Raw genomic sequence first — 21,200 nt, forward strand, 5'->3', positions numbered from 1 at the left:
TATGCCGTGTGCTCCGGTCGCGCTCCCGCGCGCCACCGCTCTGCCTGACCCGATCGGAAGGAGTCTCTGATGGGACTCGAGGAGAAGCTGCCCGCCGGCTTCGTGCTGACGACGCTCGAGAACGTTGTCGGCTACATGCGCAAGGCCTCGATCTGGCCGGCGACGTTCGGTCTCGCCTGCTGCGCCATCGAGATGATGGCCGTCGGCACGCCGGACTACGACATCGCCCGCTTCGGCATGGAGCGCTTCTCGGCGACGCCACGCCAGGCCGACCTCATGATCGTGGCCGGACGCGTGTCCAACAAGATGGCGCCGGTCGTCCGCCAGGTCTACGACCAGATGCCCAACCCCAAGTGGGTCATCTCGATGGGTGTCTGCGCCAGCTCGGGCGGCATGTTCAACAACTACGCGATCGTCCAGGGCGTCGACCACATCATCCCGGTCGACATCTACCTGCCCGGCTGCCCGCCGCGGCCCGAGATGCTGCTCAACGCGATCATCGAGCTGCACGACCAGATCCAGAACTCCAAGCTCGGCGTCAACCGCATCGCCGCAGCCCGCGCCGCCGAGGAGGCCGCCCTGCGCGCCGTCCCGACCTCGCTCATGCCGCCCACCCACGACCACGCCGCCCTCACCGCGACGCCCGGGAGGAACCTCCTCGCATGAGCGACGACACCAAGCCCCCCGCCGACGACCCGAAGGCGACCGCGCCCGAGGCGGTCGTCGGCTCCGAGGACCTGCACGCGACCGACCTCGACCTCACCGAGGCCAACGCGGCCGGCGACACGGCGCCCGTCCGGATCGGCGAGCGTCGCGGCATGTTCGGCCCGACCCGTGGCAGCGACACGACCGGCTACGGCGGCCTGCGCACGCCGATCCTCTTCCCCGGCGCCTCGGAGAAGCCCTACGGCTCCTACTTCGACGAGCTCACCACGACGCTCGAGCAGGCGCTCGGCACGACCGGTGACACCGCATACGGGTCCGCGGTCGAGCGGGTCGTCGTCGACCGCGGCGAGCTGACGCTGCACATCCGTCGCGAGGCACTGCCCGCCGTCGCCCGCGCGCTGCGCGACGACCCGGCCCTGCGCTTCGAGATCTGCACCGGCGTCTCCGGCGTCCACTTCCCCGGTGAGGCCGGTCGCGAGCTGCACGCGGTCTACCACCTGCTCTCGATCACCCACAACCGGCGCCTGCGCCTCGAGGTGAGCGCGCCCGACGACGACGCGAGGATCCCCTCGGTCGTCGAGACGTGGCCCGCCGCCGACTGGCACGAGCGCGAGACGTGGGACATGTTCGGCATCGTCTTCGAGGGCCACCCGTCCCTCACCCGGATCCTCATGCCGGACGACTGGCCGGGCCACCCCCAGCGCAAGGACTATCCCCTGGGTGGCATCCCGGTGGAGTACAAGGGCGGCACCGTCCCGCCGCCCGACGAGCGGAGGTCGTACAACTGATGACCACTCACGACGACACCATCTACGAAGAGATCCCGGCCGACGAGCAGAGTCCGGGTCTCGACCCGGCGCTCGGCGACGGTCAGGGCGACCCCTACGCCACGACCGACGCCGACCGCGAGGACGGCGCCCGCGTCTTCAACGCCTCCGGCGGCGACTGGGGCGATCTCGTCGACGAGGCGACGGCGCTGCACGAGGAGCGCATCGTCGTCAACATGGGTCCGCAGCACCCGTCGACGCACGGCGTGCTGCGCCTCATCCTCGAGCTCGACGGCGAGACGGTGACCGAGGCCCGCGCGGGCATCGGCTACCTCCACACCGGCATCGAGAAGAACATGGAGTTCCGCTCCTGGGTCCAGGGCGTGACGTTCTGCACGCGCATGGACTACCTCACGCCGATGTTCCAGGAGGCGACCTACTGCCTCGGCATCGAGCGCCTTCTCGGCATCGAGGACCAGATCCCCGAGCGCGCGAGCATCATCCGCGTCCTCATGATGGAGCTCACCCGGATCAACTCCCACCTCGTGTGCCTCGGCACCGGCGGCATGGAGCTCGGTGCGACGACCGTCATGACGGTCGGCTTCCGCGAGCGCGAGCGCATCCTGCGGATCTTCGAGGCGGTCACCGGCCTGCGCATGAACAACGCCTACATCCGCCCCGGTGGTGTGGCGCAGGACCTGCCGCACGGCTGCCTCGACCAGATCAACGACACCGTGCCGCAGCTGCGCGCGGGCCTGCGCGAGCTCGAGCTCCTCCTCAACGAGAACCCGATCCTCAAGGGCCGCACCAAGGAGGTCGGCTACCTCGACCTCGCCGGCTGCATGGCGCTCGGCATCACCGGCCCGATCCTCCGGTCGGCCGGCCTGCCGCACGACCTGCGCAAGAGCCAGCCCTACTGCGGCTACGAGACCTACGACTTCGAGGTCATCACCCGCACCGGGGCCGACGCCTACGACCGGATCCGGATCCGCCTCGACGAGATGTACGAGTCGCTCAAGATCGTCGAGCAGTGCGTCGAGCGCCTCAAGAAGGTCCACGGCCCGGTCATGGTCGAGGACAAGAAGATCGCGTGGCCGGCCCAGCTCTCCGTCGGCAGCGACGGCCAGGGCAACAGCCTCGACCACATCCGCGAGATCATGGGCACCTCGATGGAGTCCCTCATCCACCACTTCAAGCTCGTCACCGAGGGCTTCCGCGTCCCCGCCGGACAGGCCTACGTGCCGATCGAGTCGCCGAAGGGCGAGCTCGGCTGCCACGTCGTCTCCGACGGTGGGACCCGTCCCTACCGGGCGCACTTCCGGGACCCGAGCTTCAACAACCTGCAGGCCGTGGCCGCGCTGTCCGAGGGCGGCCAGGTCGCCGACGTCATCGTCGCCGTCGCCAGCATCGACCCCGTCATGGGAGGCGTTGACCGCTGATGGAGCACTACGGATTGCAGACTGCCGCCGGTCACCTCACGGTGCCCGCGGAGTCCAAGGAGCCGTATGCCGCGGAGCAGCTCGCGCAGCTGCACGCGGACGCCGAGCAGGTCGTCTCCCGCTATCCCCAGAAGCGCTCGGCGCTGCTGCCGCTGCTGCACCTCGTGCAGTCGGTCGACGGCTACGTCACCGGTCGCGGCATCGACTTCTGCGCCGAGGTGCTCGACCTCACCCGCGCCGAGGTGTCGGGCGTGGCGACCTTCTACACGCAGTACAAGCGCCACCCCAACGGTGACTACACCGTCGGCGTCTGCACCAACACGCTCTGCGCGGTCATGGGCGGCGACGAGATCTGGGAGTCGGTCTCGGACCACCTCGGCATCGGTCACGACGAGACGACCGAGGACGGCAAGATCACCCTCGAGCGCATCGAGTGCAACGCGGCGTGCGACTACGCCCCGGTCGTCATGGCCAACTGGGAGTTCTTCGACAACCAGACGCCGGAGTCGACGAACCAGCTCGTCGACGACCTGCGCGCCGGCACGCCGGTGAAGCCGACCCGCGGTCCCGACAGCCTCTGCACCTTCAAGCAGATGTCGCGCGTCCTCGCCGGGTTCAGCGACGGTCTCGCCGACCAGGGCGTCGGCGCCGGTCCCGCGTCGCTGCGCGGCCTCGAGGTCGCCCACGAGAACGGCTGGGAGGCGCCGAGCGCCAACGGGTCCTCGAAGGACGGCGACACCGACACGTCGGCCAGCGCCGAGGGCGAGACGGTCGAGGGCAAGGCGGCCGGACGGCATACCTCGGTCAACGCCCCGACCAACGAGCCGGACGAGAAGCCCGGCGGCGCTCCGGCCAAGAAGAGCGCGGCCGAGCCCGACGACAAGCCCGTCGAGGACTCCGCCAAGGACGACGCCGACGGCGAGGCCGAGGCCGGCGAGGCCAAGGGCAAGAAGAAGACGAAGAAGGACGCCCCCGCGCAGCCCTCGACCGTCCAGGCCGAGGCCGAGCCCGCGACTCTCTTCGATGACGGCGCCACGACCGCCGAGGCCGAGCCGCGCGGCGACGCACCGCTCACCGGCACCCCGGCAGCGGCCTCGTCGCAGGGTGCCACCCCGCAGACCGGTGGCGTGCGTCCCGGGGGCGCCGAGACCTCGTCGTACGGCGAGGGCACCGCGAAGGACGACGGCACCGGTTCCGAAGGACCGGAGATCAAGGGCGAGGGAGACCGATGAGCACCACGCTGACCCCGATCCTCACGAAGTTCTGGGACGACCCCCAGAGCTGGACGCTCGAGACCTACGAGAAGAACGAGGGCTACCAGGCGCTCAAGAAGGCGCTCGGCATGGCGCCGGCCGACCTCGTCCAGCTGACCAAGGACTCCGGTCTGCGTGGTCGTGGGGGCGCCGGCTTCCCGACCGGCATGAAGTGGGGCTTCCTGCCCCCGCCGGACGGCGGCCCCCGCTACCTCGTCGTCAACGCCGACGAGTCCGAGCCGGGCACCTGCAAGGACATCCCGCTGATGATGGCGGCCCCGCAGTTCCTCATCGAGGGCGTGGCGATCACGTCGTTCGCGATCGGCTGCAACCACGCCTTCATCTACCTGCGCGGCGAGGTCGTCCACGTCTACCGCCGCCTGCTGCGCGCGGTGGAGGAGGCCTACGCGGCCGGACACCTCGGCAAGAACATCCACGGCTCGGGCTTCGACCTCGACGTCACCGTCCACGCGGGCGCCGGCGCCTACATCTGTGGTGAGGAGACCGCGCTCCTCGACAGCCTCGAGGGCCGTCGCGGACAGCCGCGCCTCAAGCCGCCGTTCCCGGCCGTCGCCGGTCTCTATGCCCGCCCGACCGTCGTCAACAACGTCGAGTCGATCGCGTCGATCCCGCCGATCCTGCTCCACGGCTCCGAGTGGTTCGGCGACATGGGCACCGAGAAGTCGCAGGGCTTCGGCATCTTCAGCCTCTCGGGCCACGTCAAGAACCCCGGTCAGTACGAGGCCCCGCTCGGCATCACGCTGCGCGAGCTGCTCGACATGGCCGGTGGCATGCGCGACCCCGACAAGGCGCTGAAGTTCTGGACCCCCGGCGGGTCCTCGACGCCGCTGTTCACGGCCGAGCACCTCGACATCCCGCTCGACTTCGAGTCGGTCGCCGCGGCGGGCTCGATGCTCGGCACGCGCGCCCTGCAGATCTTCGACGAGACGACCTGCGTCGTGCGCGCCGTCGACCGCTGGACCGAGTTCTACAAGCACGAGTCCTGCGGCAAGTGCACCCCGTGCCGTGAGGGCACGTGGTGGCTCAAGCAGATCCTCGGCCGCCTCGAGCACGGGCAGGGGAGCGAGGAGGACCTCGACAAGCTCCTCGACATCTGCGACAACATCCTCGGGCGGGCCTTCTGCGCGCTCGGCGATGGTGCGACCAGCCCGATCACGAGCTCCATCCAGTACTTCCGCGACGAGTACCGCGCCCACCTCACCGAGGGCCGCTGCCCGTTCGACTCGCGTGAGTCCACGCTCTTCCACAAGGACCGAGTGACCGCATGACGGCCGTAAGCGACAAGAAGGACGACGTGCAGACCAAGCCCGCTGTCGAGATGGTCGACCTCTCCATCGATGGCATCGACGTCTCGGTGCCCAAGAACACCCTCGTCATCCGTGCGGCCGAGGAGGCCGGGATCGAGATCCCGCGCTTCTGCGACCACCCCCTCCTCGAGCCGGTCGGCGCCTGCCGCCAGTGCCTCGTCGAGGTCGCGACGCCGGGCCCCGACGGGACGCTGCGTCCGATGCCGAAGCCCCAGGCCTCGTGCACCATGACGGTGTCGCCGGGCATGGAGGTCAAGACCCAGCACTCCTCGCCCGTGGCCGACAAGGCTCAGCAGGGCATCATGGAGATGCTCCTCATCAACCACCCGCTCGACTGCCCGGTCTGCGACAAGGGCGGCGAGTGCCCCCTGCAGAACCAGGCGATGAGCAATGGGCGTGCGGTGAGCCGCTTCGACGACGTCAAGCGGACCTACCCCAAGCCGATCAACATCTCGAGCCAGGTCCTCCTCGACCGCGAGCGCTGCGTGCTCTGTGCGCGCTGCACCCGCTTCTCCGACCAGGTCGCCGGTGACCCGTTCATCGCCCTCGTCGAGCGTGGCGCCCTCCAGCAGGTCGGCATCTACGAGGAGAAGCCGTTCGAGTCCTACTTCTCCGGCAACACCGTCCAGATCTGCCCGGTGGGCGCGCTCACCGGTGCCGCCTACCGCTTCCGCGCCCGCCCGTTCGACCTCGTGTCGACGCCGAGCGTGTGCGAGCACTGCGCGAGCGGCTGCTCGATGCGGACCGACCACCGCCGTGGCACCGTCCTGCGCCGCATGGCCGCGAACGACCCGGCGGTCAACGAGGAGTGGAACTGCGACAAGGGCCGCTGGGCCTTCCAGTACGCCACGACCCCGGCCCGCCTCGAGCTTCCGCTCGTGCGTGAGGACGGCGAGCTCCGCGTCGCCTCGTGGCGCGAGGCCCTCGAGGTCGCCGCCGCCGGGCTCAAGGCGGCCTCGGCCGCCGGTGTGCTCGTCGGCGGTCGCGTCAGCTCCGAGGACGCCTACGCCTACGGCAAGTTCGCCCGCACGATCCTCGGCACCAACGACGTCGACTTCCGCGCCCGCCCGCACTCGGCCGAGGAGGCGGACTTCCTCGCGTCGTCCGTCGTCGCCACCGGCCCCGACGGCGGTGCGGTGACCTACGCCGACCTCGAGTCGGCCAGGACCGTCGTCCTCGCGGGCTTCGAGCCCGAGGACGAGAGCCCCATCGTCTTCCTGCGCCTGCGCAAGGCCTCGCGCAAGTCCAAGACCGCCGTGTATGCCGTGTCGCCCGTGGCGACCCGCGGCCTCGCCAAGGTCTCCGGTCGCCTCATCCCGACCGCGCCCGGCACGGAGCCCGAGGTCCTCGACGCCCTCGGCAAGGGCTCGGCCAGCGGTGCGCCCGGCGAGGGCCCCGACACCGTGCGTGACGCCGCCGAGGCGCTGCGCGGTGAGGGCGCGATCATCCTCGTCGGCGAGCGCCTCGCCACCGTGCCCGGTGCACTGAGCGCGGCGGCCCGTCTCGCCGAGACCACCGGCGCCCGGCTCGCGTGGGTCCCGCGTCGTGCGGGCGAGCGCGGTGCCCTCGAGGCCGGAGCCTTCCCGACGCTGCTGCCCGGTGGCCGTGCGGTCGGTGACGCCACCGCCCGCGCCGAGGTCGCCTCCGCCTGGGACGTCGTCGGCCTGCCCGACGAGCCCGGCCGCGACGCCGGCGCGATCCTCGAGGCAGCCGCCACCGGACGCCTCGGTGCGCTCGTCGTCGGTGGCGTCGACCCGCTCGACTTCGGTCGCGCCGACGCCGTCCAGGCCCTCGAGAACACCTTCGTCGTCTCGCTCGAGATCCGCGAGTCCGCGGTCACCGCGCTCGCCGACGTCGTCCTGCCCGTCGCGGCGCACGCCGAGAAGGCCGGCAGCTTCGTGGACTGGGAGGGCCGGGTCCGCCCGTTCCAGCAGGCCATCGAGACCGGTTTCGTCAGCGACCACCGCGCGCTCGACATGCTCGCCGACGAGATGGGCGAGTTCCTCGGCTGCCGCACGGTCGCCGAGGTCCGCTCAGAGATGCAGCGCATCGGCCCCGCGTCGGGCCCCCGTGCCGCCGCGCCGACCGTCGAGGCCGGCGAGGTCCCGAGCGCCGAGGACGGTCACCTCGTCCTCGCGACGTGGCGCCACCTCCTCGACAAGGGTCTGCTCCAGGACGGCGAGCCGTTCCTCGCAGGCACCGCGCCCAAGGCGGCCGCGAAGGTGTCGGCGGCGACCGCCGACTCCCTCGGGCTGACCGAGGGCGACGCCGTCACCGTCGCCGGTGGCGACTTCAGCGTCACGGTCCCCGTCGCGGTCACCGAGATGGCCGACCACGTCGTCTGGCTCCCGACCAACTCGGAGGGCTGCGACCTCCGGGGCACGCTCGCGGACGCCCCCGGCATCCGCGTCTCCGTCACCAAGGTGGACACGATGGACAAGGGAGTCTCCGCATGAGCACCCTTCTCAGCCTCCACGAGGCTGCCGGCACCTACAGCGAGAGCGCGCTGACCGGCATACAGGCTCTCGGGTCGCTGGCGACCGAGGGCAAGGACAACCCGCGGGCCGACTTCTCGGACACCCCGTGGTGGCTCTCGCTCGTCAAGGCGCTGATCATCTTCGTCTACCTGCTCGTCTCGACGCTGCTCGTCATCTGGTTCGAGCGTCGCGTCATCGGCCGGATGCAGCAGCGCCCGGGGCCCAACCGCAACGGTCCCTTCGGCCTGCTCCAGACCCTCGCCGACGGCATGAAGTCGATGCTCAAGGAGGACAACACCCCCGCCAAGGCGGACCGGTTCGTCTTCACCCTCGCGCCGCTCATCACGGCGACGATGTGCTTCATCGGCTTCGCGATCATCCCGCTCGCCGGTGAGGTGAGCATGTTCGGGCACCGCACGCCGTTCCAGCTCGCCGACTCCTCGATCGCCGTGCTCTTCGTGCTCGCGATCGCCGGCATCGGCATCTACGGCGTCGTCCTCGCCGGCTGGTCCTCGGGCTCGCCCTACCCGCTCATGGGTGGTCTGCGCAGCTCGGCGCAGATGATCTCCTACGAGATCGCGATGGGCCTCTCGCTCGTCGCCGTCTTCCTCTACAGCGGCTCGATGTCGACCTCGCAGATCGTCGGCTCGCAGGCCAACGTCTGGTACATCATCCCGGCGTTCTTCAGCTTCTTCGTCTACGTCATCACGATGGTCGGCGAGACCAACCGACTGCCGTTCGACCTCGCCGAGGGCGAGGGCGAGCTCACCGGTGGCTTCCACACCGAGTACGGCTCGATGCGCTTCGCCATGTTCTTCCTCGGCGAGTACATCAACATGTTCACCGTCGCGGCCCTGGCCACGACGATGTTCCTCGGTGGCTGGCAGGCGCCTCCCGGCATCGCGGCCATCAACGACGGCATGTTCAACGAGGGCTGGTGGGGCCTGCTCTGGTTCACCGTCAAGCTCTGGATGTTCATGTTCGTCTTCGTGTGGCTGCGCGGCTCGCTGCCCCGCACCCGCTACGACCAGTTCATGCGGTTCGGCTGGAAGTTCCTCATCCCGGCCACGCTCGCCTGGGTCGTGCTCGTCGCCTTCTTCCGCGGCGCGCAGAACGGCTGGTTCGGCGACGCGGCCCTCGAGGTCGCGGGCCGCCGCTTCCCGGTCTCGTCGCTCGCGATCGTCGGTCTCGTCGCCGTGGGCGCGCTCGCCCTCGGCTGGTGGTGGGACAGCCGTGCCATCGCCCGCGACAACGCCGCGAGCCAGGCGCCGCCCGAGGAGATCGACCCGTATGCCGGTGGGTTCGTCGTGCCGCCGCTCCCGGGCCAGCGCCTCAAGGAGACCGCACGCGTCGGTGCCCCCGCACTGCCCGAGGCCGACCCCCTGAAGACCGACCTCGACACCGCTTCATCGGACAAGGAGGCCACTCGTGGCTGACAAGGACAAGGGCGGGTTCCTCTCGGACCTCTTCGCGCCCGTGGGTGGGTTCGGGGTGACCTTCGCGACGATGTTCCGCAAGGTCGCCACGACCGAGTACCCCGAGGTGAAGCGCCCGACCGCGCAGCGCTTCCACGGCCGCCACCAGCTCAACCGTCACCCCGACGGGCTGGAGAAGTGCGTCGGCTGTGAGCTGTGCGCGTGGGCCTGCCCGGCCGACGCGATCCTCGTCGAGGGTGCCAACAACGACGACGCCTCGGGTCAGCGGTTCTCGCCCGGCGAGCGCTACGGCCGCGTCTACCAGATCAACTACCTGCGCTGCATCTTCTGCGGCCTGTGCATCGAGGCCTGCCCGACGCGCGCGCTGACGATGACGAACGAGTACGAGATCGCCGACAACAACCGCGCCGACCTCATCTTCACCAAGGAGCAGCTCCTCGCCCCGCTCCAGGGCGGCATGGTCCCCGCGCCGCACCCGATGGTGGACGGCATGGAGGAGCGCGACTACTACCTCGGCAAGGTCTCGGGCGCGACGTCCGAACAACGCGAGTGGGTCGAGCAGCACCACGCCAAGGCCCCCGAGGAGGCAACGTCATGACCACCACCGGAGAAGCGATCCTCTTCTGGGTCCTCGCCCCGGTCGCCGTCGCGGGTGCGCTCGGCCTCGTCTTTGCCCGCAAGGCGGTGCACGCCGCCCTCGGCATGGCGCTGACGATGATCTGCCTCGGCGTGTTCTACCTCGCCCAGGACGCGGACTTCCTCGGCGTCATCCAGATCTTCGTCTACACCGGCGCCGTGATGATGCTCTTCCTCTTCGTCGTCATGCTCGTCGGCGTCGACTCCTCGGACAGCGTCGTCGAGACCCTCAAGGGCCAGCGGGTCGCCACGGTCGTGCTCTCGCTCGGCCTCGGTGTCCTCCTCGCCGGCGCGCTCGGCCGCATCACCATCGGTGACGCCCCGGCCGACCGGCTCACGTCGCTCAACGCCGAGACCGGCAACGTCTCCGGCGTCGCCGAGCTCATCTTCGGCCGCTACGTCTGGGTCTTCGAGGCGACGTCGGCGCTGCTCATCACCGCCGCCCTCGCCGCGATGGTCCTCGCCCACCGCGAGCGCCTCGGGTCCCGCCCGAGCCAGCGCGCCTGGGCCGAGCGCCGCATCCGCTCCGGCGAGAACCTCGCCGGCCTGCCCGCCCCGGGTGTCTACGCCCGGCACAACGCGGTCGACACCCCGGCCCTGCTGCCCGACGGCTCGCCGAGCGAGCTCTCGGTGTCGCGCGTCCTCACCGCCCGCGACCAGGTCGGCTCGGCCACCCCGTGGGTCGAGGCCGAGCGCGAGATCGGCCGCGAGGTCGGGGACGCCGCGTGGTCCGAGAACGCGCTCAACGACGGCGACGGCGCGTCCGCGCGCACCGACGCGGCAGCGCGCGACGCCCGCAAGGCCAAGGAGGACCGAGCATGAGCCTCATCAACTACATCTACCTCGCGACGCTGCTCTTCGTCATCGGCGGCGCCACCGTCCTGACCCGGCGCAACGCGATCGTCGTCTTCATGGGTGTCGAGCTCATGCTCAACGCGGCGAACCTCGCGTTCGTGACCTTCGCCCGGATGCACGGCAACCTCGACGGACAGGTCATCGCGCTCTTCGTCATGGTCGTCGCGGCCGCCGAGGTCGTCGTCGGCCTCGCCATCATCATGGCGATCTTCCGTGCCCGCCGGTCGGCCTCGGTCGACGACGCCAACCTCCTGAAGCTCTAAGGGGCTGCACTCGTGAACTCATTCGCACTGCTCGCCGCGGAAGGTGAGGTGGCCGCGGCCACCGGCCTCACGGCATACGCGTGGCTCCTCGTCCTGCTCCCGCTCGCGGGTGCCGGGATCCTCCTGCTGGGAGGCAGGGCCACGAACGCCTGGGGCCACCTGCTCGCGACCGCCCTCTCGTGGGGCAGCTTCGTGATCGGCTTCGCGATCTTCCTCGCGATGGCCGGCCGCGGCGCCGAGGAGCGCGCCGCCCACGTCGGTGGCTGGAACTTCATCCCGGCGGGGCAGTTCCAGCTCGAGACGGGGCTGCTCGTCGACCAGCTGTCGATCGCCTTCGTCCTGCTCATCACGTTCGTCGGGTCGCTCATCCACGTCTACTCCATCGGCTACATGGAGCACGACCCCGACCGCCGCAAGTTCTTCGCCTACCTGAACCTCTTCGTCGCGTCGATGCTGCTGCTCGTGCTCGCCGACTCCTACCTCCTGCTCTTCGTGGGCTGGGAGGGCGTGGGTCTCGCGTCCTACCTGCTCATCGGGTTCTGGAACCACAACCCGGCCTACGCGACCGCGGCCAACAAGGCGTTCTTCGTCAACCGCGTCGGTGACGTCGGCATGTCGATCGCGATCATGTTCATGTTCTTCACCTTCGGTGCGGTCGACTTCGAGACCGTCCACGCAGGCGCGGCCGAGGCCGGCTCGACGGCGATGACGATCCTCGGCCTGTTGCTGCTCGTCGGCGCGTGCGCCAAGTCGGCGCAGTTCCCGCTCCAGTCGTGGCTCGGCGACGCCATGGCCGGCCCGACGCCGGTGTCGGCGCTCATCCACGCGGCGACGATGGTCACCGCCGGTGTCTACCTCGTCGTGCGCTCGAACTCGATCTTCGATGCGGCCCCCAACGCCCAGCTCGCCGTCGCGATCGTCGGTGCGATCACGCTCCTCTACGGCGCGATCGTCGGCTGCGCGAAGGACGACATCAAGAAGGCGCTCGCCGCGTCGACGATGAGCCAGATCGGCTACATGATGCTCGCCGCGGGTCTCGGCCCGGTCGGCTACGCGTTCGCGATCTTCCACCTCATCACCCACGGCTTCTTCAAGGCCGGGATGTTCCTCGGCGCCGGCTCGGTCATGCACGGCATGAAGGACCGGGTCGACATGCGCGGGTTCGGTGGGCTGTCCGGCTTCATGAAGATCACCTGGGTGACCTTCGGCCTCGGCTGGCTCGCCATCCTCGGTGTCCCGCCGTTCTCCGGCTTCTGGTCCAAGGACAAGGTCATCGAGGCCGCGTTCATCGGCGAGGGCTGGCGTCCGTGGGTCTTCGGCGGCGTGGCGATGATCGGCGCCGGCATCACGGCGTTCTACATGTCGCGCCTGTTCTTCATGACGTTCCACGGCCGTCGCCGCTGGGTCGACGAGCACGAGGACGCCGAGCGCGGCGTGCACCCGCACGAGTCGCCGCTGACGATGACCGTGCCGATGATCGTCCTCGCCGTCGGCTCCGGCCTCCTCGGTCTCGTCCTCTCGTGGGGCGGCATGTTCACCCACTGGCTCGAGCCGGTCGTCGGCGAGCACGGTGAGGAGCACCCGGTCCTCGCGGTGCCGGTCATCATGGCGCTCACCCTCCTGCTCGTCGCCGGCGGTGCGGCCTACGCGTGGATGCTCTACTGGCGCGACGACGTCGCCGAGGTGGCGCCGCGTGGCTCGCTGCTCACGCGCGCGGCCCGCGCCGACCTCTACCAGGACGCCATCAACGAGGGCCTCTTCATGCGGCCCGGCACCCACCTCACCCGTGCGCTCGTCTTCACCGACGGCAAGGGTGTCGACGGGGTCGCCGGTTCGCTGGCCGCCGCGATCGGCGGCGCGTCCTCGCGTCTGCGCCGCGTCCAGACGGGCTACGCCCGGTCCTATGCCCTGACGATGCTCACCGGCGTCGTCGCCGTCCTCGGAGCCCTGTGGGTGATGAACTGATGTCCTTCCCCATCCTCACACTCATGATGGTCGTGCCGCTCGTCGGCGCGGCGGTGGTGTGGCTGCTGCCGGCGGCGTCCTCGCGGCTGGCCCGGCCGGTCGCCCTGGCGACCTCGCTCGTCACGCTCGTGCTGGCGCTGCTGGCCTGGGCACGGTTCGACACCGGTGGCTCGGCGGAGCGCTACCAGCTCACCGAGACCCACTCGTGGATCCCGCAGTTCGGGGTGTCCTACGCCCTGGGTGTTGACGGCATCGCCCTGTCGCTCATCGTCATGGCCGCGATCCTCACGCCGGTCTGCCTCCTCGCCGCGTGGAACGACCTCGGTGATGACGCCGACCCGAAGCGGGAGAAGACCTACTTCGCGCTCATGCTCGTCCTGCTCACCTTCATGGTGGGTGTGTTCGCGGCGCGCGACGTCTTCCTCTTCTATGTCTTCTTCGAGGCGATGCTCATCCCGGTGTACTTCCTCATCGGCATGTTCGGCGGCCCCCGTCGCCAGTACGCCGCGGTGAAGTTCATCCTCTTCTCGCTCGTGGGCGGGCTCATCATGCTCGTCGCCGTCATCGCGCTCTACTTCTACGGGCCGGGTGGCGAGCAGGGCTTCCTCTACGAGTCGCTCGAGGGTGCCGTCGGCGGGTCCACCGCCGCGCAGCGCTGGATGTTCCTCGGCTTCTTCATCGCCTTCGCGATCAAGGCGCCGATGTGGCCGGTCCACACCTGGCTGCCCGACGCCGCCTCCGAGGCGCGCCCGGCGACCGCCGTGCTCCTCGTCGGCGTCCTCGACAAGGTCGGAACGTTCGGGATGCTGCGCTTCTGCCTCGGGTTCTTCCCGGAGGCCTCGAAGTGGGCGACGCCGGTCGTCATCACGCTCGCCGTCATCTCGGTGATCTACGGCGCGCTGCTCGCCATCGGCTCGCGCGACATGATGCGGCTCATCGCGTTCACCTCGATCAGCCACTTCGGCTTCATCGTCATGGGCATCTTCGCGATGACGACGACCGCCGGTGCCGGGTCGGCCCTCTACATGGTCAACCACGGGTTCGCGACGGCCGGGCTCTTCCTGCTCGCCGGCTTCCTCGTCGCGCGCCACGGCTCGCAGCGGATCGCCGACTACGGCGGCTGGCAGCGCGTGACGCCGGTGCTCGCCGGGACGTTCCTCGTCGCCGGTCTGTCGTCGCTCGCCCTGCCCGGGCTCTCGTCCTACGTGTCCGAGTTCCTCGTGCTCACCGGGACGTTCCAGCGCTACCCGTGGGCTGCGGCGATCGGCACGATCGGCATCGTGCTCGCGGCGCTCTACATCCTGCTCATGTACCAGCGCGTCTTCACCGGCCCGCGCCCGGAGTTCGCCGCCGTGGCCGAGCCGCGTGACCTCGGGCTGCGCGAGAAGCTCGTCGTGGCGCCGATCATCGCGTCCTTCCTGCTCCTCGGCTTCTTCCCGAAGCCCGTGCTCGACCTCGTCAACCCCGCGGTCGGCAAGACGCTCGAACTCGTCGGCGTCTCCGACCCCGCGCCGACCAACGCCTCCGGGAGTGCCCAGTGACCGCCGCCCTTCTGCCCACGGCCCTGCCGACGGCGTTCGAGGCCGTCAAGGTCGACTACGCCGCCGTCGCGCCGATGCTCATCGTCGTCGCGGCCGCGCTCGTCGGCGTGCTCGTCGAGGCGTTCGCGCCCCGGCTCCGGCGGCACGCCATCCAGGTCGGGCTCACGCTCGCCGCCCTCGTCGTGGCGTTCGCCGTCCTCGTCCTCGTGTCCGTCGACAACCAAGGCGTGACCGTCGGCGGCTCGATCGTCGTCGACGGCCCGGCGCTCTTCATGCAGGGCTCGCTGCTCATCTTCGCCGTCCTCGGCATCCTCACGATGTCGGAGCGCTTCGGTGGCCGCTCGGCCGACGCCTTCACCCCGATGGGCGCGGCCACGCCGGGCTCGCCCGCCGAGGCCGCGGCCGACCGCGCGGGCTACGCCACGTCGGAGGCCTTCCCGCTGACGATGTTCGCCGTCTTCGGCATGCTCATGTTCGTCTCGGCCAACGACCTCATCACGATGTTCGTCGCCCTCGAGGTGCTCTCGCTGCCGCTCTACGTCCTCACCGGGCTCGCGCGCCGTCGCCGCCTGCTCTCGCAGGAGGCGTCGCTCAAGTACTTCCTTCTCGGCGCGTTCTCGTCGGCCTTCTTCCTCTTCGGCGCCGCGCTCCTCTACGGGTATGCCGGCTCGTCCGACCTGTCGAAGATCGCCACCGCCATCACGACGGCCAACGGTGACCTCGAGGGGCTGCTGCTCCCCGGTGTCGTCCTCACCCTCGTCGGCCTGCTCTTCAAGATCGGCGCCGTGCCGTTCCACTCGTGGACGCCCGACGCCTACCAGGGCGCCCCGAGCCCGGTCACCGGCTTTATGGCCGCGGCCACGAAGCTCGCCGCGTTCGGTGCGATCCTGCGCCTCGCCTACGTCGGCCTCGAGGCCTCGCGCCTCGAGTGGCGCCTCGGCGTCGCCGCCGTCGCCGTCCTCACGATGGTCGTCGGCGCGGTCCTCTCGGTGACCCAGACCGACATCAAGCGCCTCTTGGCCTACTCGTCGGTGGCGCACGCCGGCTTCATCCTCGTCGGCGTCCTCGCCTTCGACGTCACCGGCGTCTCCGGCGTGATGTTCTACCTCGTCGCCTACGGCCTGGCCACGATCGCCGCCTTCGCCATCGTCGCGCTCGTCCGCTCCGGCGGCTCCGAGGCGACGCACCTGTCGCAGTGGGCCGGGCTCGGCCGCAAGCACCCGGTCGTCGCCGGCATCTTCGCGCTGCTCCTGCTCGCCTTCGCGGGCATCCCGCTGACGTCCGGCTTCACGGCGAAGTTCGCGGCCTTCGCGCCGGCCATCGCGCACGGCGGCCTCGCCGGCATCGTCATGGTCGTCGTCGGCGTGCTCGCCTCGGCCGTCACCGCGTTCGTCTACTTCCGGCTCATCGTGCTCATGTACTTCACCGAGCCGACCGGTGACGAGGTCGCAGCCCTCACGCCGTCGATCGCGTCGACGATCGCCATCACCGTGGGCGCCCTCGGCACCGTCATCCTCGGCGTCGTCCCGGGCCCGATCCTCGACCTCGCCGGTCGGGTGTCGCAGTTCATCCAGTGACGCTCGCACTGCCCGAGGTGTCGGCGGGGATGCAGGAGCGCGTCGCCGACGCGCTCGCCCGGGTCGAGGCGCTCATCGAGGAGCGGATCGACCACGAGGACCCGTTCATCGCCGAGGCCAACGTCCACCTGCTCCGAGCCGGTGGCAAGCGCTTCCGGCCGATGCTCACCATCGTCGCGGCCGAGCTCGGCGACGGCGTCAACGACGAGGTCGTCAGCGCGGCCGCGGCCGTCGAGCTGACCCACCTCGCCTCGCTCTACCACGACGACGTCATGGACGAGGCGGACCTGCGCCGAGGCACCCCCACCGCCAACACGGCATACGGGAACTCCACGGCCATCCTCGTCGGTGACCTGCTCTTCGGGCATGCGTCGGCGCTCGTCGCCGACCTCGGGCCCGAGGCGGTGCGCATCCAGGCCGAGACGTTCATCCGGCTGTGCACCGGCCAGATCCGCGACGACCGGCAGGCGCCCGAGGGCTCGGACGCGTCGGCGTGGTACATGCGGGTGCTCCAGGACAAGACCGGCGTGCTCATCGCGACGGCCGCGCGCTACGGCGCGATGTTCTCGGGCTGCTCCGACGACGTCGTCGAGACGATGCGTGTCTACGGCGAGCGGCTCGGCATGGCGTTCCAGCTCGCCGACGACCTCATCGACATCGAGTCGAGCGAGGAGGAGCTCGGCAAGACGCCGGGCACCGACCTGCGCGAGGGCAAGCGGACGCTCGCCGTGCTCCACGCTCTGGCCTCGACCTCGCCCGAGGACGCCCGCCTTCAGGAGCTGCTGCGCTCGGACCTCTCCGGTGACGCCGAGCTCGCCGAGGCGCTGCGGCTGCTGCGCGCGCACCCGGCGCTCGAGCAGGCGCGGGCGGAGACGCGTGCGGTGGGGGAGCAGGCCCAGGCCGCGCTCGCCGACCTCCCCGAGAGCGAGGCCAAGACGGCCCTGCTCGCCCTGGCGACGTCGGTCACCTCCCGCGTCTCCTGAGTTGCCTCTGGTCGACGCGGTCGCTCGTGATGTGTCCAGTCGGACGCGGGCTCTACGCCACGCTCGGCTGGACACAGGCGCGACGGACGAGCGAGGTCAGGCGGGGATCTCGGTGCTGGTGGTGGTGCGGCGGCGGGGGATGGAGAGGGCAATGAGGACGCTGGCGAAGCAGAGCCCGGCGGCGAAGAGCCAGGCCGAGCTGTAGCTGCCCGACGACTCCCGCACCCAGCCGGCGATCGACGCCCCTACCCCGGCACCGACCATGTGCGACGCGAAGACCCACCCGAAGACGATGCCCGAGTCGGCCAGCCCGAAGTGCTGCCGGCACAGGGCGACCGTCGGCGGCACGGTCGCCACCCAGTCGAGCCCGTAGAAGACGATGAAGATCCACAGCCCCGGCTCGACCCCGGGCGCGAGCACGGCGTCGATGGCGAGCAGCGAGAGCCCGCGCCCGCCGTAGTAGATCGCGAGCAGCACCCGCGAGTCGACCCGGTCGGTGAGCCAGCCGGACGCGATCGTCCCCGCGATGTCGAAGATCCCGACGAGCGCGAGCAGCCCCGCCGCGGTCTGCGTGCCCATGCCGTGGTCGTGCGCGGCCGGGATGAAGTGCGTCTGGATGAGCCCGTTGGTCGACCAGCCGCAGACCCAGAACGTCAGCACGAGCGCCCAGAACGTCCACGACCTGCTGACCCGCACGAGGACGGCGATCGCGTTGCGCGCCGGGGGTACGACCGGCCGAGCAGCCACGATCCGCGCCGCCTTGGCAGCCTCCTGCTCCGACTCCGCCGTCGCACCGAAGGGCGCCAGACCGCGGTCCGCCGGCCGGTCGGCCATGAGCAGACCCATGAGCAGGGCGACGACGAGCGCGAGCCCGGCGACGACGAGCGCCGCCGCGCGCCACCCGTGCTGGGTCGCCGCCCAGGCGATCGCCGGCAGGAAGACGAGCTGGCCGGTGGCGTTGGCCGCGGAGAAGATGCCGGTGACGAGCCCTCGGTGCGAGACGAACCAGCGGTTCGCGACGATCGCGCCGAAGACGAGCGCCATCGACCCGGTGCCGATCCCGATGACGAAACCCCACAGCACCCACAGCTGCCACGGCGAGGACATGAGCGTCGTCGCCGCGCTCGCCAGCCCGACGGCGACGAGCGAGATCGTCGCCATCCGCCGCACGCCGAACCGGTCCATGAGCGCCGCGGCGAACGGTGCGGTGAGCCCGTAGACGACGAGGTTGAGGCTCACCGCACCCGACGTCGTCGTGCGCGACCAGCCGAACTCCTGCTCCACCGGCTCGAGCAGCACGCCGGTCGACGAGCGGAACGCCGCGGCGGCGACGAGACCCGCGAGCGTGACGCCGGCGACGATCCAGGCTCGGTGGATCGGACGGCGCGGCGGGTCGCCGGCGAACGGCTCGGAGGCGGCACCCGAGGTGCCCACGGCGACGTCGTCGGTCATGACAGGAATCCTCACATCCAGGCCCCACGGGAGCCAGCGGCAGAAATGCCACATCGTGCAAGGATCCAGCCATGAGTCGCAAGGGCGCGCCGAAGGTGGATCTCGCGGCGCTGGAGTCGGCCACGGCCGGGCTGCCCGCGCCCCTTGTCACCGTCGACCTCGCCGCCTTCGACGCGAACGCCGACGACCTCGCGCGTCGCGCCGCCGGCCGCCCGATCCGGGTCGCGAGCAAGTCGGTGCGGTGCCGTGCGCTGCTGCGACGGGTCCTCGACCGACCCGGCTTCGCCGGGGTCATGGCGTATGCCGTGCCCGAGGCGGTCTGGCTCGTGCGGCACGGCTTCTCGGACGTCTTCGTGGCCTACCCGAGCGTCGACGCCGAGTGGATCCGGACCGTCGTCGAGGACGATTCACTGCGCCAGCAGGTCACGCTCGCGGTCGACAGCGTCGAGCACGTCCGGTTCCTCGCCGACCTCGTCGGCGTCGGCAGCGGGCTGCGGGTCGCTCTCGACGTCGACTGCTCGCTGCGCGTCGGACGCCTCCACCTCGGGGTGCGCCGGTCGCCGCTGCGGACGCCGGCCGACGCCCTCGACGTCACCCGGGCAGCGCTCGACGCCGGGCTGTGGGTCGTCGGGCTCATGTTCTATGACGCTCAGGTCGCCGGGCTGCCCGACCGTGGCCCCCACCTGCGCGCGCTCAAGAGGCGGTCGCTGGCCGACCTCGCCGAACGCCGGGCGCCGCTCGTCGAGGCGGTGCGGGCCCTCACCGGCGTCGAGTTTGTCAACGGCGGTGGCACCGGCAGCCTGCACCACCTCGCCGGCGCCGACGCGCTCACCGAGCTCGCCGCCGGGTCGGGGCTCTACGGCCCCACCCTCTTCGACGCCTACGACGACTTCGCGCCGCGTCCGGCGATGACCTACGCCCTCCCGGTGGTGCGCCGTCCCGGTCCGGGGATCGTCACGGCATACAGCGGGGGTTATGTCGCGAGCGGCGAGCCGGGGTGGTCGCGGGTGCCGCGCCCGGTCGGTGACGCGCTCAGGCTCATCCGGTCCGAGGCGGCGGGTGAGGTGCAGACGCCGCTGCGGGGCTCGGCTGCCGACGGGACCGCGATCGGCGACCGTGTGTGGCTGCGCGGCGCCAAGGCGGGCGAGCTGCTCGAACGCTTCGACCACGTGCACCTCGTCGAGCAGGGCAGGCTCGTCGAGACGGTGCCGAGCTATCGCGGAGAGGGACAGAACTTCGGATGAGCACGACCTGGAGCAACTGGGCCGGCAACGTCACGGCGCACCCGGCGCGGATCGTCGAGCCACGGTCGGTCGAGGACGTCGTCGAGGCGGTCAAGGAGGCCGCCGACCGTGGCGAGCACGTGCGGGTCGTCGGTGCCGGGCACTCGTTCACACCCCTCGTCGCCACCGACGGGACACTGCTTCGCCTCACCGCGCTGAGCGGGATCGTCGACGTCGACCTGGCCCGGCAGCGGGTGCGGGTCGCCGCGGGCACCCCGCTGCACGTCCTCAACCCGCTGCTCGACGGTCTCGGTCTCGCGCTGCCCAACCTCGGCGACATCGACCGGCAGGGCATTGCCGGGGCCATCGCCACGGGCACGCACGGCACCGGGGTCCGGCACCGGGGGATCGCCGCTGCCGTCACCGGGCTCACCCTCGTCCTGGCCGACGGGTCCGTCGTCGCGGTGGACGACTCGCACGACCCGGACCTGTTCCGGGCGGCGACGGTCGGGCTCGGTGCCTTCGGGGTCGTGGTCGAGGTCGAGCTCCAGTGCGTGCCGGCGTTCCGGCTGCGCGCGCTCGAGACGCCGGGCCGGCTCGACGAGGTGGTCGAGGGCTACGAGGACCTCGTCGCCGAGCACGACCATGTCGACTTCCACTGGTTCCCGCACACGGGTCGCGTTCTGCTCAAGCGCAACTCACGCGTCGACCATGCTGATCCCGGTCGGCCGCAGCCTCGGTGGCGCGAGTGGCTCGACGAGGACCTCCTGAGCAACAAGGTCTTCGAGGGGCTCAACCGCGCGGCTGCTGCGCGTCCGTCGATCGTGCCTCGGCTCAACCAGGTCAGCGCCCGCGTGCTCGGCGCCAAGGAGTACACCGACACGTCGTGGCGCGTCTTCTGCACCTCGCGTGACGTGCGCTTCCGCGAGTCGGAGTATGCCGTCCCGCGCGCCTCCCTGCCCGCCGTCATCGCCGAGCTCCGGGCGTGGATCGACAGCCACGACGTGTCGCTGCCGTTCCCGGTCGAGGTGCGCTCGACCGGTGCCGACGACGTGTGGCTGTCGACGGCATACGAGCGGGAGAACGCCTATGTCGCCGTCCACCAGTACTACCGGATGGACGACGGGGGAGTCTTCGCGGCGTTCGAGGCGATCGTGCGCGAGCACGAGGGGCGGCCGCACTGGGGCAAGCTGCACACGCTCGGGGCCGGCGAGCTCGGCCGGCTCTACCCGAGGTTCGGTGACGTGCAGCGGGTGCGGGACCGGGTCGACCCGGAGCGGCTCTTCGCCAACGCCCACCTCACCCACGTCCTCGGGGAGTGATCGGGTCCCGGTGCTCG

16 protein-coding genes and 1 pseudogene are annotated in these 21,200 nt (G+C 70.8%); 16 read left to right on the plus strand and 1 reads right to left on the minus strand.

Going from position 1 to position 21,200, the window contains the following annotated elements; translation table 11 throughout:
- Positions 1–69: 69 nt before the first annotated feature.
- The 14 genes and pseudogenes from N798_RS09930 to N798_RS09995 all read left to right on the plus strand — a co-directional run bounded on the left by N798_RS09930 (position 70) and on the right by N798_RS09995 (position 17,186).
- Positions 70–666, plus strand: a complete 597-nt coding sequence (locus tag N798_RS09930; protein WP_035948128.1) for a NuoB/complex I 20 kDa subunit family protein — start codon at positions 70–72, stop codon at positions 664–666.
- Complete coding sequence (locus N798_RS09935; protein WP_035948130.1) at positions 663–1,454, plus strand: NADH-quinone oxidoreductase subunit C; 792 nt, start codon at positions 663–665, stop codon at positions 1,452–1,454. The genes N798_RS09930 and N798_RS09935 overlap by 4 nt, the downstream gene beginning before the upstream one ends.
- Complete coding sequence (locus N798_RS09940; protein WP_035948132.1) at positions 1,454–2,872, plus strand: NADH-quinone oxidoreductase subunit D; 1,419 nt, start codon at positions 1,454–1,456, stop codon at positions 2,870–2,872. Before N798_RS09935 ends, N798_RS09940 begins: the two co-directional genes overlap by 1 nt.
- Positions 2,872–3,720, plus strand: a pseudogene (gene nuoE / locus N798_RS09945) (NADH-quinone oxidoreductase subunit NuoE); the annotation flags it as partial. The gene N798_RS09940 and the pseudogene nuoE, both read left to right, overlap by 1 nt.
- Positions 3,721–4,100: 380 nt before the next feature.
- Entirely contained in the window at positions 4,101–5,414 is a 1,314-nt protein-coding gene (gene nuoF, locus N798_RS09950) for an NADH-quinone oxidoreductase subunit NuoF (RefSeq protein ID WP_035948134.1), read from the plus strand.
- Complete coding sequence (locus N798_RS09955; protein WP_035948135.1) at positions 5,411–7,909, plus strand: NADH-quinone oxidoreductase subunit G; 2,499 nt, start codon at positions 5,411–5,413, stop codon at positions 7,907–7,909. Before nuoF ends, N798_RS09955 begins: the two co-directional genes overlap by 4 nt.
- Positions 7,906–9,366, plus strand: a complete 1,461-nt coding sequence (gene nuoH / locus N798_RS09960) for an NADH-quinone oxidoreductase subunit NuoH (protein ID WP_084100455.1) — start codon at positions 7,906–7,908, stop codon at positions 9,364–9,366. Before N798_RS09955 ends, nuoH begins: the two co-directional genes overlap by 4 nt.
- A complete protein-coding gene (gene nuoI / locus N798_RS09965; protein WP_035948136.1) occupies positions 9,359–9,964 on the plus strand; it encodes an NADH-quinone oxidoreductase subunit NuoI in 606 nt (201 codons plus the stop codon). The genes nuoH and nuoI overlap by 8 nt, the downstream gene beginning before the upstream one ends.
- Positions 9,961–10,824: an NADH-quinone oxidoreductase subunit J gene (locus tag N798_RS09970; RefSeq protein WP_052117135.1), complete on the plus strand. Its 864-nt coding sequence runs from the start codon at positions 9,961–9,963 to the stop codon at positions 10,822–10,824. Before nuoI ends, N798_RS09970 begins: the two co-directional genes overlap by 4 nt.
- On the plus strand, positions 10,821–11,120 hold the full coding sequence (gene nuoK / locus N798_RS09975; protein WP_035903805.1) for an NADH-quinone oxidoreductase subunit NuoK: 300 nt from the start codon (positions 10,821–10,823) through the stop codon (positions 11,118–11,120). Before N798_RS09970 ends, nuoK begins: the two co-directional genes overlap by 4 nt.
- Before the next feature lie 12 nt (positions 11,121–11,132).
- Entirely contained in the window at positions 11,133–13,085 is a 1,953-nt protein-coding gene (gene nuoL / locus N798_RS09980; RefSeq protein WP_035948137.1) for an NADH-quinone oxidoreductase subunit L, read from the plus strand.
- Entirely contained in the window at positions 13,085–14,626 is a 1,542-nt protein-coding gene (locus tag N798_RS09985) for an NADH-quinone oxidoreductase subunit M (protein WP_035948138.1), read from the plus strand. Before nuoL ends, N798_RS09985 begins: the two co-directional genes overlap by 1 nt.
- Positions 14,623–16,203, plus strand: coding sequence for an NADH-quinone oxidoreductase subunit NuoN (gene nuoN / locus N798_RS09990; protein ID WP_035948139.1), 1,581 nt, complete (start codon positions 14,623–14,625; stop codon positions 16,201–16,203). Before N798_RS09985 ends, nuoN begins: the two co-directional genes overlap by 4 nt.
- Entirely contained in the window at positions 16,200–17,186 is a 987-nt protein-coding gene (locus N798_RS09995) for a polyprenyl synthetase family protein (protein ID WP_035948140.1), read from the plus strand. The genes nuoN and N798_RS09995 overlap by 4 nt, the downstream gene beginning before the upstream one ends.
- Before the next feature lie 96 nt (positions 17,187–17,282).
- On the opposite strand, the gene N798_RS10000 is transcribed toward N798_RS09995, so the two are convergent.
- Complete coding sequence (locus tag N798_RS10000) at positions 17,283–18,638, minus strand: MFS transporter (RefSeq protein ID WP_052117136.1); 1,356 nt, start codon at positions 18,636–18,638, stop codon at positions 17,283–17,285.
- 71 nt (positions 18,639–18,709) lie between these two features.
- Between N798_RS10000 and N798_RS10005 the strand changes: the two genes are divergently transcribed.
- A complete protein-coding gene (locus N798_RS10005; RefSeq protein WP_035948141.1) occupies positions 18,710–19,882 on the plus strand; it encodes an amino acid deaminase/aldolase in 1,173 nt (390 codons plus the stop codon).
- Entirely contained in the window at positions 19,879–21,183 is a 1,305-nt protein-coding gene (locus N798_RS10010) for a D-arabinono-1,4-lactone oxidase (RefSeq protein WP_035948142.1), read from the plus strand. Before N798_RS10005 ends, N798_RS10010 begins: the two co-directional genes overlap by 4 nt.
- Positions 21,184–21,200 lie beyond the last annotated feature (17 nt).

Origin of the sequence: Knoellia flava TL1 (genome assembly GCF_000768675.1) — a bacterium.
Taxonomy (GTDB): domain Bacteria; phylum Actinomycetota; class Actinomycetes; order Actinomycetales; family Dermatophilaceae; genus Knoellia; species Knoellia flava.